This is a genomic window from Caulobacter segnis (assembly GCF_029543125.1).
GTDB classification, from domain to species: domain Bacteria; phylum Pseudomonadota; class Alphaproteobacteria; order Caulobacterales; family Caulobacteraceae; genus Caulobacter; species Caulobacter segnis_D.
In genome coordinates, this window is sequence record NZ_JARQWW010000001.1 from 720,625 (window position 1) to 736,501 (window position 15,877).

13 protein-coding genes and 2 pseudogenes are annotated in these 15,877 nt (G+C 66.4%); 9 read left to right on the forward strand and 6 right to left on the reverse strand.

Annotated elements, in window-relative coordinates:
- Positions 1-69 precede the first annotated feature (69 nt).
- Positions 70-462 (reverse strand): hypothetical protein, encoded by a 393-nt coding sequence (locus P7B02_RS03475; protein ID WP_277784911.1) that lies wholly within the window; start codon positions 460-462, stop codon positions 70-72.
- Positions 463-467: 5 nt separating this feature from the next.
- Positions 468-830 (reverse strand): UrcA family protein, encoded by a 363-nt coding sequence (locus tag P7B02_RS03480; RefSeq protein WP_277784912.1) that lies wholly within the window; start codon positions 828-830, stop codon positions 468-470.
- A gap of 237 nt (positions 831-1,067) precedes the next feature.
- On the opposite strand from P7B02_RS03480, the gene P7B02_RS03485 reads away from it, so the two are divergent.
- From P7B02_RS03485 to P7B02_RS03495, 3 genes are all read left to right on the forward strand, one after another.
- Positions 1,068-1,778 (forward strand): phosphatase PAP2 family protein, encoded by a 711-nt coding sequence (locus tag P7B02_RS03485; protein ID WP_277784913.1) that lies wholly within the window; start codon positions 1,068-1,070, stop codon positions 1,776-1,778.
- A 325-nt stretch (positions 1,779-2,103) separates the two neighbouring features.
- Positions 2,104-2,649 (forward strand): cytochrome C, encoded by a 546-nt coding sequence (locus P7B02_RS03490; RefSeq protein WP_277784914.1) that lies wholly within the window; start codon positions 2,104-2,106, stop codon positions 2,647-2,649.
- Between the two features lie 12 nt (positions 2,650-2,661).
- On the forward strand, positions 2,662-2,847 hold the full coding sequence (locus P7B02_RS03495; RefSeq protein WP_277784915.1) for a hypothetical protein: 186 nt from the start codon (positions 2,662-2,664) through the stop codon (positions 2,845-2,847).
- 98 nt (positions 2,848-2,945) lie between these two features.
- Here the strand turns inward: P7B02_RS03495 and P7B02_RS03500 are convergent, their stop codons facing one another.
- Positions 2,946-4,163: a cytochrome P450 gene (locus P7B02_RS03500; protein WP_277784916.1), complete on the reverse strand. Its 1,218-nt coding sequence runs from the start codon at positions 4,161-4,163 to the stop codon at positions 2,946-2,948.
- 420 nt (positions 4,164-4,583) lie between these two features.
- Here P7B02_RS03500 and P7B02_RS03505 point away from each other — a divergent pair, with 420 nt between their 5' ends.
- Positions 4,584-4,886, forward strand: coding sequence for a hypothetical protein (locus P7B02_RS03505; protein ID WP_277784917.1), 303 nt, complete (start codon positions 4,584-4,586; stop codon positions 4,884-4,886).
- A 95-nt stretch (positions 4,887-4,981) separates the two neighbouring features.
- Here P7B02_RS03505 and P7B02_RS03510 read toward each other — a convergent pair whose 3' ends face one another.
- Both P7B02_RS03510 and P7B02_RS03515 read right to left on the reverse strand, forming a co-directional pair.
- The gene (locus P7B02_RS03510; protein ID WP_277784918.1) at positions 4,982-5,944 is read right to left on the reverse strand and encodes a nucleotidyl transferase AbiEii/AbiGii toxin family protein; all 963 of its coding nucleotides are present in this window, start codon (positions 5,942-5,944) and stop codon (positions 4,982-4,984) included.
- Positions 5,931-6,788, reverse strand: a complete 858-nt coding sequence (locus tag P7B02_RS03515; RefSeq protein WP_277784919.1) for a type IV toxin-antitoxin system AbiEi family antitoxin domain-containing protein — start codon at positions 6,786-6,788, stop codon at positions 5,931-5,933. The genes P7B02_RS03510 and P7B02_RS03515 overlap by 14 nt, the downstream gene beginning before the upstream one ends.
- A 215-nt stretch (positions 6,789-7,003) precedes the next feature.
- On the opposite strand from P7B02_RS03515, the pseudogene P7B02_RS03520 reads away from it, so the two are divergent.
- Positions 7,004-8,164 (forward strand): annotated as a pseudogene (locus P7B02_RS03520) (IS110 family transposase).
- A gap of 320 nt (positions 8,165-8,484) precedes the next feature.
- Here the strand turns inward: P7B02_RS03520 and P7B02_RS03525 are convergent.
- Positions 8,485-10,263, reverse strand: a complete 1,779-nt coding sequence (locus P7B02_RS03525; RefSeq protein ID WP_277784920.1) for a hybrid sensor histidine kinase/response regulator — start codon at positions 10,261-10,263, stop codon at positions 8,485-8,487.
- A 95-nt stretch (positions 10,264-10,358) separates the two neighbouring features.
- Here P7B02_RS03525 and P7B02_RS03530 point away from each other — a divergent pair, with 95 nt between their 5' ends.
- The 4 genes and pseudogenes from P7B02_RS03530 to P7B02_RS03545 all read left to right on the forward strand — a co-directional run bounded on the left by P7B02_RS03530 (position 10,359) and on the right by P7B02_RS03545 (position 15,716).
- Positions 10,359-10,544, forward strand: a complete 186-nt coding sequence (locus P7B02_RS03530; protein WP_277784921.1) for a hypothetical protein — start codon at positions 10,359-10,361, stop codon at positions 10,542-10,544.
- Positions 10,545-10,721: 177 nt separating this feature from the next.
- Positions 10,722-11,030, forward strand: a pseudogene (locus tag P7B02_RS19670) (aminoglycoside phosphotransferase family protein); the annotation flags it as partial.
- On the forward strand, positions 10,966-11,322 hold the full coding sequence (locus P7B02_RS19675; protein WP_431355781.1) for an aminoglycoside phosphotransferase family protein: 357 nt from the start codon (positions 10,966-10,968) through the stop codon (positions 11,320-11,322). The pseudogene P7B02_RS19670 and the gene P7B02_RS19675, both read left to right, overlap by 65 nt.
- 302 nt (positions 11,323-11,624) lie before the next feature.
- Positions 11,625-15,716, forward strand: a complete 4,092-nt coding sequence (locus P7B02_RS03545; RefSeq protein ID WP_277784922.1) for a tail fiber protein — start codon at positions 11,625-11,627, stop codon at positions 15,714-15,716.
- The last annotated feature ends 161 nt before the right edge of the window (positions 15,717-15,877 follow it).

Sequence of the window (15,877 nt, forward strand, 5' to 3'; positions counted from 1 at the left end):
CCAAGGCGCCCGCGGGCGACGTCATCACCGCGTCGGGCGGCGGCGCGATTACGCCCGGGGAGAAACGGGTTACGGTTGTAGCGGGCGCTCGACGGCGTCGGGACGCACCTCGACGATCTCGAAGCCCTGCGGATCGAGGACGCGGACATAAGGCCGGCCGGTCTCCCCCCATCGGCCGTGCTCCACGAGGCAGGCCAGGCGAAGACGCTGGACGCCCTGGAGACTCCAGAGCCGCTCGGAGCGGCATTGGCCGCCTCTCCACGACCGGAGCGTCGCGCCGTCATATGTCTTGGCGCCCGCGGTCGGCGCGAGGCAGGAGCGGCCGGCTTCCACGTAGAGGCCGCGTCGAAGAGCCAGGAGCTCCGGTGCCGGCGGCGTCCCACGCGCCGGCGCCGCCTCGGCGATCCGACCAAGCGCGCTGACGGCGAGGATGGATACGGCCAGGACGGCGGCGAAGCGCATGTCTGTCACCTGTGCTGGCAAAGGGCTGAGAGGAGGTGAGTTTCGTTGGCGGCCGTCGCGCGGTGATGCTCGATGACCCGCGCCGCCTCGGCGACCTCGTCGAGCACTGCGGCGCGGCAACGGGCGCCGTCGGTCAGGAGGCTGCGAGACCCGGCGCCGCAGACTTGCCGGGCGGCCCGCTTGGCGCGCTGGCGCAGGACGTCCTTGCCGCTGGGGCTCGACAGATCGAGATCACCAACGCGCACCCGCGCGTCGCTCGCGGCTTGGGCCGGCGCGGCGCCGAGCAAGGCCAGCGCGCAGGAAGTCGCCAAAGCGGCGAAGAGCGACGACGCCGGACGGATGGATCGGGGTTTGAGCGAAATGGACATGGGGGAAGTCTCCGTGAGGGGGGTTCGAAGAGCCGCCCTCATGCCCCCGACACGCGCTCAAGGCGTGTAATCGACTGCCCTTCCCTGTACCCGCCTGCGGTTTAACGCCTCCACGATGCGCGGCGAGAACCGGAACGCCGAGGCGCGCCGCAGTCAGCGACCAACGGCGACACGAAGAGACAATCCGCGCGCGGGTGTCGGCGTCTACGCACTGGGGCGTCCCGATCAGGAACCGCCATGACCCCTTCGCCGCCCTCGCCCTTCCTCACCACTCCACGCCCCGCGGCGGCGTCCCGCGGCGATCACCCGGCGCCGAACGAGCAGCGGGCGGTCCGCCTCGTCCCGGCTTGCGCGGGCATCGCCCTAACCGCGCTCGGCGCCCTGGTGTGGGGCGCGCGGGGTGAGCCGCTCCCTTGGGACGAGCCCGCGCGCGAGGCGCTCATGAGCATCTTGAGCGACGAGCCGTTGCTGAAGGCCTGCTCGGCCTTGGGAGACGCGCGCCTGCTGGGCCTGATATGCGCCGTCGCCACGCTCCTTTGCCTTCCCGCCAGGCGGGCGCGACCGGCGGCCATCTTGTGGTGCGCGGCGGGCGCAGCCCTGTCGTCGAGCTTCTTCTTCAAGGCGATGCTGGATCGGCCGCGGCCGCCCGGCGCCTACGAGGCCGGCGCGAGCTTCCCGTCGACCCACGCGGCCATGGCCGCCGCGGTCTGGCTGACCCTGGCCTGGGCGGCGAGCCGAGGCTCGCCTCGCCTGCGCGCGCCGGCCGTCGCCTCGGCCCTGGCCGCCTCGCTCATGGCCGCCCTGGCCGGCGTCGCCCTGGGGCGCCACTGGCCAAGCGACGCCCTTGGCGGCCTGTTGCTCGGCATGGCGGTGGCCGGCCTGGCGGCGCTGGCCATCGACCGGCGGCCCGCCCCTGACGGCGGCTCCGCCCGCGCTCCGGGCTTTTGAAAAATGCGATGAACCGCGCCGCGCCGGCGAGGAATGGCCGGCCATCGACGGGCGCGCTCAACCAGCGCCGTCGACGACCAGCCGGCTCGGTCCCTCGATAGAAGGGGGCAAGGGACCGGCGCCCGTCGCCTGGGGAAGCCGCGGCGGGCGCTTGCCTATCGCCCATGCCGCGCCTGTGGGGCGCGGCCTTTCCTGTCGGCTTTGGTCGGTTTCGGTCGGCGCGGCGCCAAAGCGCAGGAAGGTCATAGGCGCGCCAGGATCGCGCCATCTCGCGCCCGCGCACCCGGCTAGGAGTTGTGATCCCTCCACCGCGCAAGGAAGACCCATGAGCCCCTCACCCGCCAACAGATCACGCGTCGCCCATCGCCGCCTGCCCCCCGGCGGCCTGGCCGCCGCGCTCGTCGCTCCCCTCGCCGCCATGGGCCTGGGCGGTTGCCAGCCCTCGGCTCCGGCGACGCTCGCGACGACCGAGGTTGTCGGTCCCGACGACATCGCCATCGGCCGCCATCTCGTGGCGCTTTCGGGGTGCAACGACTGCCACACAGCCGGCTTCTTGGAGGGCGAGGTTTCCGAAAGCCAGTGGTTGAAGGGCGCGCCCATCGGCTTCAAGGGGCCCTGGGGGATCAGCTACGCCGCCAACCTTCGCCTGAGCACCGCCTCCATGAGCGAGGACGAGTGGGTGACCATGGCCGCCACGCGAGACGGCCGCCCGCCCATGCCGTGGCCGAGCCTCAAGGCCATGACCGATCGCGAGCGCCGCGCGCTCTATCGATACATCCGAAGCCTTGGCGAGCCTGGAGAGCCGGCGCCGCAAGGCCTGGCGCCCGGCGTCGCGGCCAAGACGCTTGTCGTCGACATGACCCCGCGCTGACCCATGGGGTGCATGCGCATGGCCTTGGCCGGGCTTGGGCTGCCGAGCCTGGACCAGCTCATCCAGGGGGTCGGGCTCTGGGGCCCGCTGATGACGACCGCGCCTCGACTGCTTGGTCTGCTGGCCCTGCTCTGGACAGGCGTCCTGGCCGCCGTGCTCATCGTCTCGACGGCGATCAGCCGACGGCCGCGCCGCTAGGAAGGCGCTTCAAGCAAGCCATCGACCAGGACGTTCCTCGTTGCGCCCCGGATGGCGAGCGACGCGAGGACCTTCAGGCGAAGGCCCTCGCTCGATCCTCACCAGGCCAAGTGAAGCTCGTCGACGCCCCGGATTCCGGCGTAGCCGCGAAGTTTGGGCGGCGGTCCGATGAGCCGCATCGTGGGAAAACGTCGGCTGAGCGCCATGAGGCATTCCTCCAGCTCGGCCCGCGCCAGGGCCTCGCCAAGGCAGCGGTGGACACCGCCGCCAAACGCGACCGGCCATCGCGGCTGATCGGCGCGATGGATGTCGAACCGGTCGGGATCGTTGAAACGATGGGGATCGCGAAGGGCTGACAAGGTGGAGAGCGACACCATGCGGCCAGCTGGGATGGTGAAGCCGTCCAGGACGATGTCCGCGAGCGAAAAGCGCGGGACCGATCCCACCGGCGGATCATAGCGCAGCGCCTCCGAGACCGCCGAGGCGCTCAGCTGGGAATCCGAGGCGAACAGGCTCCACGGGCAGCCATGGGCCAAGGTCAGGGCGACGACGGAGGCGATGGCGGTGCGCGTGGTGTCGCTCCCGCCGAGGATCACGGTGGCCAGCTGCGCCTTGGCTTCGGCCGGAGAGAGCTCGCCGGCGGACAGGCTCTCCACCAGGCCCGAAAGTCCCGCGCCGGCCTGCGCCGCGCTCGGCTCGCCGTCGAGCAGCGCCTCGGCGTAGCGCGTGAGGTTCTCGGCTCCCTCGATCATGCGAGGGATGTCCTGGGCTGGCGAGGCGGCGGAGAAGGCGGGGGACACCTGGTAGACCCAGCGGGAGAATTCCGGAGCATCCTTGGCGGGCGCGCCCAGTACGTGGCTGATGACCAGCGGCGGAAGGGGGGCGGCGAAGCGGCTGACGAGCTCCACCTGCCCATCATTCTCGAACTCGTCGATCAGGCTCTCTGCCAGGGAGCGGATGAGAGGGCGCAAGGCGTCGATGGCGCGGGCCGACATCATGCGCGACATGGGCGCGCGGCGCGGCTTATGCCGGGGAGCGTTGGATAACAGCATCGACGTCGAGAGCAGGTCATGCAGCGCGCCCTGGGGAACGCCCCGGATGGCCGCGTAGGTCGCGCCATCGAGCTGCTGGGTGCGGGGGTCGAACAAAAGATCCTCGACGCCGTCGGCCCGCAGGACGATGCAGACGCCGTCGTCCCGCTCGATGGCTGGCGCGGCGGCGCGCCAACGGCGCAGGGCCTCGTGGGGATTTGCGTCCAGCTCTGCGTGGCTGACGACAGGCAGGCTCGAGGCTTGGGGGATCGGGTACTGGGACAATGGGGGCTTCCGCTTCAAGGGGATCGGGACACCCCGCCCGGCCCGATCGGCGCCCCGTTCGTTGAGCGTCGACGCGGGGTCGAAGAGCGGCAACGCGGCGGCGATGACCATCGGTCAGGCGGGCGCGGGACGTCCCCGAACCGGAGACCGCGCCGCGCCCGCAGTTGACCTCCGGCCCGTTACGCGACGATGCCGCCTGGCCGCCGTTCGACTTCAACTGAAACCCCGGGGGCGTGAAGCCCCGCCCCTATCGCTTGGCGACACGTTCGGCGGGCCTCGCCGAGGCGGGCTCCCGGCCGCGTTACATCTGAAGCGTATCGCCCGGTCTTGGACATGATCCGGCCGCGCCGCGCGCCCACCGTCACCGTTGAGCGTTCACGAACGACACCAATCGCGTTTTGATCACGAAAGGATCGCCCAATGACCTTCTTCCGCCTCGGCCTCGCGATCGGCCTTCTGGCCGCCACTCAAGCCCACGCCTCGTCTCCCGACGCCTGGGCCGATCTGCGGCGCCGCTCCGATAGCGCTTGCCTGGCGCAGGCGCGTGACCTGCGGCAGGCGCGCGTCGTCGCCTACTCGCCGGATTTCAGGGATCACACGGTCTCAAGCGTGCAAGGGGCCTATCGTCATGGCGCGATGCGGGGCCAACAAGCGCGTCTGACGTGCCTGTTCGACAAGCGCACGGCGCGCGCTGAAATCGGGGAGTTGAGCCCCCGTCGCTAGTTTCGCTGCAACAGCAAGCCTTAGCGCAATTCGGCTTCGGGGAGGTCCGTCCAGCGCCAGAAGCGGAACTTAGCGTCGTGCCGGAAACCGAACGTTCACTCCAACCGAGAAGCAGGGTGATCCTCCGGGTTCGAATCCCTCGCATCGCCAGGGTAGAGCACATCCTTGAGCTTCTGCAGCTCCTGCTCCCGGCGCTCGACACCCAGCCCTTCGAGATTCTGAACCCTGAACTTTACAGCCGGTAGTTCGGCGACATGTGGCAGCCCCAGCAGGTCCCAATCGGGCTCGCCGCGCTTGAAGGACAGCAGGAACCGGCGATGGTCATCCGGCATGTTGGCGACCATGATGTCGATGAGCTTCTCGCGGATCTCGAGCAACGCCTCGAGCGGTACGTCCTTAGCCGCCATTCCCACGAACTCCTGCTCGTACTTCTGCGAAAGGTCGTGCCGCTGCGGCTTCAAGACGGCGTTGAGCGCTCTCCGGCTGCTGAGGAGATAGGCGATGAACGCGCGCCGCAGCTCGTCGCTGACGCCTTCGTTTTCGAGAAGGAGTTTCACGTCGTAGAGGTCGCGCGGATGCTGGCGATCCAGCGCAGCGATGATCTTGCCGGCATAGAGGTCGGCCTGGGAAACCACCCAGGTTTCCGCAAAGCCGTACTTCTGCTCGACGGCGTCGGTGACGGTCATCAACTTCGGTTCGTACACCACGCCGCGAAGGACAGGCGTGACCTCGATCTTGATGGTGACACCCGCTTGAACGTGAAGCCGTTCGACATGGCCCTCGGCCGAGCGTTGGACGTTCACTTTGGCGCCGGCGATCGTGTTCTTGATGCCGTTGATGATGGTGTTCAGCCCCGTGTCGATGCCCTTGATGGACTCCTCCCGCGATTGGACCGGGATGTAGGTCAGATCGAGATCGACCGAGAGACGCGGGAAGTCGCGGACGAACAGATTGATGGCCGTGCCACCCTTGAGGGCGAACATCTTCTCTGTGGCCAGGATCGGTAGGATGCGCACCAACAGCGCGACCTGCTGCTCATAGGTCTCACGGTTGGCCATCGAGATCCTTCGGGACCGTGATCATGAAGCGCGGGTCGAGCCTTCCGCCTTCGACCAGCATGCGTTTGCCAGAGCCGAGATCGAACGGCTCTGGGTCCAGATGCGAGAGCCAGCGGTGATTGTGGCGAAAGGCGAAGAAGAAGAAGAGACGCTTCACCTTCACGCTCTTGCAGTCGTGTAGGAGCTTCGACAGGCGGCGCGGGCTGAGCGTCGTCAGGCTCTCCATCATCTTGTCGACCTGATGGAAGCTCTCCTTCTTCGGGAGCTGATCCAGCATTTCCAGGATGGCGCGCTCGGGCGTGGAGACTGTCAGAGGCCATTCGAAGTGGCCCCAGGGCAGTGGCTTGGCGCTGCCGTGGATGGGGTCGTTGCCGCTGCCCTTATTGTTCGCGACGTCCCACACGAGGCTCGTCAGCCCGAACGTGATCGGGTCGTTTCGAAAGAGCTTCTCGTTGTTGTGGTAGTGGAAGCGAACACCGACGTTCAGATGCTCTACCCACCCGGGCAACGGCTTCGGCCCGTAGAGATGCACCTCTCGAAAGTTGGCGGAGAGGTAGTGGCTGAACCCCTGAAGCTCTAAGGCGGTACGGCCGCCCACAAGGTACACCTGATGCAGTACGGTCTGCAGCGAGATGACCACGTGCTCCCAACGTAGTGTACCACGTGGTCGGCGATAAACCCGGCGCGTGGGCTGTTCCAGCCAGCCCGCGGACACATATTGGCTACGGAGCGCGGTGGAGTAGCCGTGGTCGCTCATCCACGCCGAGTCGACCAGCAAACCCTCAGGCAGCTGGGACATAAGGCGGTTTAATTTGCTGTCATTTCGCTTAGCCACACTTAGCATGATGGCGCATTTTTAAACCAAGGTCTAGTTTAACGTTTCCTCAGTTTGCTAAGTCAGACTTTGCAAAATCACATAGTTCCAAACTTATCAGACGCGACCCAAGCGGCCGCAAGGCCGCCCAGGCAAAGCGAAGATCCCATGGGGCGGGGTAGCGCTCCGCTCGGCCACCGGCAGAGTGAGGTCGCTGTACCAACCCACTCGCCGGAGACCGCCTGATGCACAAACACCAACCGCAAGACCAAACCGCCATCCGCACCGATCTCGGAGCGATCTTTGTGTCGCTGGAACTCAGCCGTTCAACCTGGCTGATCACGTCGCTGTCGCCGGGAGCCGGCGAAAAGCTGTCCAAGCATTCGGTCTCGGCCGGAGACACCTGCGGCCTGCTGGCACGGTTCGCGCAGCTCCAGCAGAAGGCGGCCGGACGTCTTGACCGTGTGTTCCCAATCATCGCCATTCAGGAGGCCGGCCTGGACGGGTTCTGGATTCACCGCGTCCTCGATAGCGAAGGCATTGAGAGCCATGTCGTCGACGCGGCGTCGATCCTGACTTCCCGCCGCCGGCGCCAAGCGAAGACCGATCGGATCGATGGCGAGACCATGGAGCAAACCCGCGGCTCGCCACGCTTGTAGGCCAACAGCGTACGGACCAGTGTGAAGCCGCCCTCGCCCGAGGAGGAAGATCGTCGCCGCCTCTGCCGCGAGCGGAAAACGCTGCTCGCCGAGCGGATCAAGCACACCAACCGGATCAAGGGACTGCTCTGCGCACAGGGCATCTTCGACTATGATCCGCTGCTCCGGAGCCGACGTGGCCGACTGGACGCCTTGCGAACCGGAGACGGACGCGAACTGCCGGCGCGCCTAAAGGGGCAGATTGGCCGCGAACTCGATCGAATCGAGTTGTTGATGGAGCAGCTCAAGATCGTCGAGGCCGAACGCGACGCGCTTCTCGAGCCGGAGGCCGACAGCATCCCGACGCCAGCGGTGATGTTGGCGCAGTTAAAGGGCATCGGCTCGCAGATCGACACCCTGCTGTGGTCCGAAGCGCTCTATCGCCACTTCGACAATCGAAGGCAGGTGGCAGCCTACGCAGGCCTAGCGCCGACACCCTGGAAGAGTGGGTCGATCGATCACGAACAGGGCGTGTCCAAGGCCGGCAACCCACGCCTGAGGACAACGATGATCCAAGTCGCTTGGCTCTGGACGCGCCACCAGCCCACATCGGCGTTGAGCCAGTGGTTCTTTGAGCGGGTGGAGCGCAACGGAGGCCGGATGCGCAAAACCACTATCGTCGCCCTGGCGCGCAAGCTCCTGGTGGCCTTTTGGAAGTACGTGACGAGCGGCATCGTCATCGAGGGCGCAGCCATGCAGACCGCCTGATAGGTTTCAACACCATCCCAGGGCCTGATCAGTCCTGACGGATCCAGGTGAACGGACCGGTTGCAGCCATGGCCCTTAACCAGCCGCAGATGAAGAGTGGTCCCGTTCTCCTGAGCCCAACGCCATCGAATGCGGGAAGTTGGTTGGCCACCACTTGGCGGCCACCGAATGTGAGGTTGATCTGGCCTCGGAGGCCTGATCCGACGAACGGGCTCAGACTCTGGTTACTCGTTGGGCTGGCTGTGCATCGGCGACACCGAAGCGGCGCGCTAAGGCGCGTCGTTGATTCCGATGGCCTATTGCGTGCTTCGTCTAGCCGTCTAGCCGTCTAGCACGTCCCTGATCTTTGCGCCGAGGCTCTCCAGAGTGAACGGCTTGCTCAGATAGTTTGTGCCCGGATCGATCACGCCGTTATGCACTACGGCGTTGCGCGTATAGCCGGTCGTGTAGAGCACCTTGAGCTCAGGCAAGCGCGCCACGGCCGCGTCGGCCAACTGCTTGCCGGTCATCCCCGGCATTACGATGTCGGTGAACAGCAGTGTGATGGCCTGACCGGAATCGAGGAGTTGGAGGGCTTCCTCCCCATTGGCGGCGTGAACGACGGTGTAGCCAAGCTCCCGGAGGGCGTCGACTGAAACGATCCTGACGCGATCCTCGTCCTCGACCACCAGGATCACCTCTTCTGACAGGCCTCGCTTCAGGGCGTTCTTCAGCTTGCGCGGTTTTGCGGGCGTCTCCTCGCCAACAAACCTGGGAAGGTAGAGCTTGACGGTCGTCCCCACGCCGACCTCTGAGTAGATCTTGACGCTGCCGTGGCTCTGGCGAACGAAGCCGTAAATCTGGCTCAGCCCAAGTCCTGTTCCCTTTCCGACGCTCTTCGTCGTGTAAAACGGGTCAAAGGCTCGCTCGATTACCTCCGCCGGCATGCCTCCGCCGGTATCCGTCACCGCGATCATCACATACTGGCCCGGCTTTATGTCGTTGAGTTCGCCGTAGCTTTCGTCGACCGATGCGTTTCCGGTCTCGACTGTCAGTTTCCCGCCTTCGGGCATGGCGTCGCGAGCGTTCACCGCAAGGTTCAGGATCGCGTTCTCAAGCCCGCCGGCGTCGATGTGGACCCGCCAGAGGCCGGCGCCGAGCGCCGTATCCAGGCGCACACGCTCGCCCAGCGACCTCATCAGCAAGTCGGTCATCCCGCCAACGAACTTGTTCGCATCCAGAGACTCTGGAGCAAGCGGTTGCTGACGGGAAAAAGCCAACAGGCGCTGGGTGAGCGTGGCGGCGCGGGCGGCGCCATCCTGAGCGGCGTCAACGTACTTCTGGACGTCGGTGTCGCCACGCTCAAGGCGACGCGACAACAGAGTCAGGGCGCCGATCACAACGGCGAGCATATTGTTGAAGTCGTGCGCGATCCCGGCTGTCAGTTGCCCGACAGCATCGAGCTTCTGAAGCTGGCGGAGCTGCCCTTCGGCGGCGTCGCGGTCCGCCGTCATTAACGCCAAGTCGCGGGCGCCTTCGGCCATCAGGTCATCCTGGCCGCTGATCTTCAGGCGGAGCGCGATCCTCTCCCTCTCGCCGGCCTCGCCGCCAAGATGAACATCATCGATATCCGTGTTGGTGCCGAACCAGCGGGTGATCTCCCCGGCCGAATTACGAATGGGCCGTGCGCGGGACAAGAACCAGCGATAGCTTCCGTCCGCGGCACGCAGCGGAAAGGTGTCTTCCCACGGATCGCCTGAGCGGAACGCCTCGGAAATGCGCTCGACAACGCCATCAACGTGCTTGGGATGGTGGACCGATTGCCACTTCCAGCCCTGCATGTCCGTGAGCGTGGTGCCGGTGTAGTCGAACCAACGGTCATTATACCAGAAGATGTGCCCATCCGGGCGCGCCATCCAGGCCAGTTGCGGGATGGACTGGGCGAGCGTCAGGAACTGCTCTTCGCTTTCAGAGGCCTCGACTCGCAGCTTGTGGTCGGCTTGCTCGGACTCAGCGAGCAAAGTGCGTAAGGTCTCTTGGGTCTTTGCGAGTTCAACTTGAAGGGTTTGATTCTCGGCTCTCAGCCGGCGACCGGCGAACATATCGGCCAACAGGGACATCGTGTCGTGGTCTCCGGATCCGGTCGACCAGCGTCCACGACGCGACCTCCTGCTGGCTACAATGGGCCTGTTGGCTATCAGTTGCCAGATTTTCCATGATCGAGGCTCTGGTCCGGTTCGCCGATGCTCGCGGTCACCCGGTCGCCTGGGCGACCGTGGACCCCGCCAACACCGGATCCCTGCGCCTGCTGGACCACATGGGCTTTAGGCTGGTCGAACGGGCGCACGGCGGCGATCCCGGGTCCGACCTCTATCAACGTCTGGCGCCAAACGACGCCTGATCGGATGAGCGCCTCGCACCAGGCTCCCGATCAGGCCCAGACTTGCCGACGTCGAGTTCGCCACACAGTTTGAGTTGATGTCATCCACTCCCCGCCTGCCTGCACCGGTCCACACCCGCCTCCTGGCTTGGGGAATGACCCCGGACGGCGCACTGATCACGACCCGCGTCCAGTTGGGTTCTGCCGGTCACGGGCCATCCCGGCCGCGCCGTTCTGAAGATAGCCCGCGTTCCTGACGAGCGGGTCGGATACCGGTTGATGTCCTGGTGGGCCGGATCGGGCGCCGCACGAGTTCTCCCGGCCTCGGAGGGCATGCTCCTCCTCGAACGGGCCTCCGGCGCAGGAAGCCTGTCCCGGATGGCTCGGGAAGGTCATGATGACAAGGCCTGCAGGATCCTCTGTCGCACAGCGCACAAACTGCATGCGGCGCGCGATCACGCTGCCCCGGAGCTCCATCCCCTTAAGGACTGGTTCCAGCCACTGTGCGAGCTGGCCGATCGTCATCCTGCCTGGCGCGGTCAGCCGGGTCGCCAGGGACTTGCTGGCCGAACCGCGGGACATCCGCCCGCTGCACGGCGACCTCCATCACGACAACGTCCTGGATTTCCAGGAGCGAGGAGGCTCGCCATCGATCCTCATGGCCTCATCGGCGAGTGAGGATTCGACTTCGCCAACATCTTCACCAATCCCGATCTCTCCAATCTCGTCCCCGCGGTTGCGACCCGGAAGGACCGGTTCGATGCGCGGCAACCGCTTAGGGCCGGCAGCGGCCATTTAGGCCGCCGGTAATCTCACCCTGCAAATCCCGACACCAGGATATCCGCATCCTGTTCATGGCGCCGCGGCTTAGAGGGCCCACGCCCTGGCCTGACGCAGATCACGTTTCGGCACGGAACGTTGTTCTCTCATTTTGGGTAACCCGGCCTTTGCCCGACGGCCCGGCGCCAGCCAAAACGCTTGTGTCGTTCCGCCGCAGCCAGGCCGCTCGACGATGCCGCCTCCCCCTCGATCGAGGCCCGCCAGAAGTCCCGTATGACCGCGCCGGTTTCTTCGGGCGCGCCAGTAAAAGTGAGCTTGCCCATGGCCCTGAACAACCTGCAGCCGTCACTCGTGCTTGGAACCTACTTCGTGCTGACCGGAGAGTATCCGGAGCGGATGGGTCAGGGCGAGACGGTGGAGCCCCTCGGGCACGGCGGCTACACCATCGGCTTCATCCGCACCACGGGTTTTGGCTGGGCGGAGGCGCTTCCGGCCGACGGCGTGCCCATGCCTGTCGCCCGGTACGTCAACGCCTACAGCGTCATCGGCGTCAACTTCGGCGGAAACGGCGTGCACGACTTCCGGCTGCCCAACCTCGCCGGCCGGATCTCCGCCGACGATGGCGCCAATCATTACGTTGGCGACACAGCGGGCGCGTCGGATGTTTATCTCATCCGCCCGAACCTGCCCGCGTCGGTCGGCGGCTCCGCGGTCGCCGTGCAGAACGAGCAACCCGCCCTGACCGTCAAATGGCTCGTTCGCGTCGGCGTCGACGAATACGGCCTGGCCGGCGAGCTTGCGCAGTTCGCCGGACCCTTCGCCCCCAACGGCTTTGTGGAGGCCAACGGACAGTCGCTCAGCAAGGCCGACTATCCGGAACTCTACGCCAAGCTGGGCGATCGCTACGGCGCCGATGCGACCACCTTCAAGGTGCCCGACATGACCGGGCGCACCGCTATCGGGGTCGATCCGTCCAAGGGGCTTGAACTGGGCGAGACGATCGGTTCTGAAGCCTTCGTCATCACCACCGCCAATCTGCCGACTGTACGCGGCGGCCAGGGCGCGGCGATCGACAATCATGCGCCCAGCATGGCGGTGAACTACTACATCGCCACCCAAGGCATCTTCCCCTCCCGCGACGTTCTGGACGACCAACAGATCTATGTCGGCGAAATCCGCGCCTTCGCCGGCGCCCCGCCCGAGGCCGGCTGGCTGCCCCTGGATGGCCGAAGCGTCGGACTCGGGACCTATCAGGCGCTCTTTGCGCTTCTTGGGACCCGGTTCGGTGGAAACGGCACCACCGCCTTCAACCTTCCCGATCTTCGCGGCAGGGCGGTCGTCGGCTTCGGACAAGGTCAGGACGGACAGACCTACAGCGTGGGCCAGCAGTTCGGCTCGCCGACCATCAACCTGCTTGAGTCCGATCTAGGCCTCTACCGCCCGGTGAACACCGCGCCAGGAGAGGTCACCCTCGACGCCGATGGCCAGGCGGCCTTCAGCGGCGCGCAGGCCCTCACCGTACGGGACATGGACACCGCCAACCTGACCGTCACCCTCACCGTGTCGAACGGCTCCCTTACGGATGGGACCAACACCGGCGCCGTCCTCACCCGGTCCGGACACCAGTCCGACCTCAACACCTGGCTCTCCACCCTCGTCTACACGCCGGCCGTCGGCGCCTTCGCCGGCGCCTCGCTGACCATCACCACCAGCGACGGCTCGGCCCAGGATGTGGACATGGTCGCCATCAAGGGCATCCCGAACGAAGCGCCGGTCATCGACGCCGGCCAAAGGTTCACCATCGGCGAGAACCAGACTTCGATCGGCGTCGTGAAGGCCAGCGACGCCGAGGACGACGCCATCACCTATGCTCTGGTCACCGGCCAGGGCGCCCAGGCCCACAACGCTCTGGTGACCATCAACCCAACCAGCGGAGCCTTGAGCTTCAAGTCTGCGCCCGACTTCGAGCGCGGCCCGGTCAATCTGACCATCAATATCATCGCCACCGACGCGGCCGGCCGGACAAGCGCGCCGCAGACGGTTTCGATCACGGTCACAGACGTCAACGAAGCGCCGGTGATCACCTCCCTGCGCGGCGGAACCTCGGCGACCACTTCCACCACCGAGAACACCACCGCCGTCGGCGTCATGACCGCCTCCGATCAGGACGCGGGCACGGCCTTGGCCTGGTCGATCGACGGCGGCGCCGACGCCGCAAGGTTCGTCATCGACGAGGCCACGGGCGCGCTCGCCTTCGTCGATGCTCCGGATTTCGAGACCCCGGCCAGCGCGGCGGGAACCAACGACTATGTGGTCCGCATCAAGGTGTCGGACGGACAGTTAAGCAGCCTGCAGACCATCACGGTCAAGGTGGCCGACGCCAACGACAACGCGCCGGTCCTGAGCGGCGCCGCCTCGGCGACAGTGTCCGAGAACATCGCCGCCTCCACGGTTCTCCGCACGATCACAGCCACGGACGTCGACACCGTGGGCGGCCCCGTGGTCCTCACATTGGGCGGCGCCGATGCGAGCTTTTTCGAGCTCGACACCTCAGGGCGGCTTCGGTTCAAGGCCTCGCCCGACTTCGAAGCGCCGCGCGACGCCGACGCGGACAATGTCTACGCGCTCAGCATCACCGCCGGCGACGGGGCGGGTACGATTTCGCACGACTTCACGATCACGGTGCAAGACGCCAACGACGCGCCGAGGGCCGTGACCCTGAGCAACCTGCCGCGGCTCGAGGAAGGGCAGCAGACGGACCGTATCCGCCTGGCCGACATCACCATCGACGACGACGATCTTGGCGATAATCAGATCATTATCGACGGGCCCCATGCGGCCCTGTTCGAGATCGTGGACGGCGCCCTGCATCTTCGCGCCGGGGTGGAGCTCGATTTTGAGACCACGCCCGCCGTACAGGCCCGCATTGTGGTCACCGACCCGACCCTGCCCGACGCCATATCGGTCGAGCGCATCTTCACCCTGCATATAAACAACATCAACGAAGCGCCGCGCATCACCTCCAACGCGGCGGTGAGCATCAATGAGAACAACCAGTCGGTCGTCACGGTCGCGGGCTCCGATCCCGACGCCGGCACGACCCTGACCTACAGCATTGTCGGCGGCGACGACGCCGGCCTCTTCGAAATCAATTCCGCAACCGGCGTGCTGCGGTTCAGGGCCGCGCCCGATTTCGAGGTTCCGCAAAGCGCGGCCGGCGACAATTTCTACAGGGTGCAGGTCCAGGCGAGCGACGGCCTGCTCGCGGCGAGCCAGACGATCAGCGTCCAGGTGGTCGACGTCAATGACACCGACCCGAGGATTACTTCGGCGACGTCGGCGAGCGTGCGCGAAGGCGCCTCGCCCGCCACGGCGATCTACATTGCTACGGCGACCGATCCCGACACCACCGGCGAGACCATCCGGTTCAGCCTGGGCGGAGCGGATGCGGCCCACTTCACCATCGACGCCTCAGGCGAGGTGCGCTTCATCACCGCGCCAAGCTTCGCGGCGCCGGCCGACGCCGGCGGCGACAATATCTACGACTTGGTGCTCACCGCGTCCGACGGGCTCAACAGTGCGCACCAGGCTCTCACCATCCGGGTCACCGCACAGCCCCAGCCGGAACCTGAGCCCGACCCGGAACCGGAACCCCCGGCGCCGCAGCCGGGCAGTGAGCCCGACTTCGTCCAGACGATCGGCGGCGCTTTGGGGGCGGACCTGACCGGCGACAAGGCCCTCTCGCCGACCGTGATCCTGCCTGACGGACGCGTGGCGCCCAACCCGCTTTACGAGACCGCCCAGGCGGTGGCGGCTCTGCAGGCCCAGCTTCGCGCCGGCCTGATCAGCCCCCGGGCGGCCCTCGAACAGATCGTCCAGCTGTCGGCTCCCACGCTCGGCGTGGCCGCCGACGCCTACACCTTCTTCACCGGCTCTGCGCCGAGCGAAGCAGGCATGGCCTGGCTGATCGACAGCCCCGACAACCAAAACGACCTGACCGATCCCTACTACGCCGCCTTCAGCGTCGAGAACCGCTACATCAATTTCGCGGTCAATCTGGGCAAGAACGGCGAAGGCCGCGCCGCCTTCGAGGCCGACTATGGCCCGCTCAGCTTCGAGCAGGCCATCGACAAGGCCTATGACGCCATCATCGGCGAGGACGAAGCGCGCGAGGCGGGCGTCGACGTGGCTGCAGCCCATGCCTACATCGCCTCCCAGCAGGCCTACTTCATGGCCTTGGGCGGTGATGCGCTCGGCGCCAAGGCGGCCATGGTCGGCTACATCCTGGCGGCGGGCACGGTCGGCAAGGTGGGCCAATACTATGAAGCTCTTGAGGATCGCCTGGATGACCAGGTCGGCCTCGCGGGGATCGGCACATCCGGCGCCGGCGTCGACATAGGCTTCGCAGCATAGCGGACCCACACAGGTGGGGGCGGCGCGTCTGGGCGTTGGCCGGCTCCCCTATACCGGTTTGTTGCTCCCAGGCGGCTTCACCGTGCTCGATTGCCCGGCCGCCGTCCGAGAGCCGCGGGAGAGCCCGCGAGATGAGAGCGATGGACGGCAGCCTCAGCAGA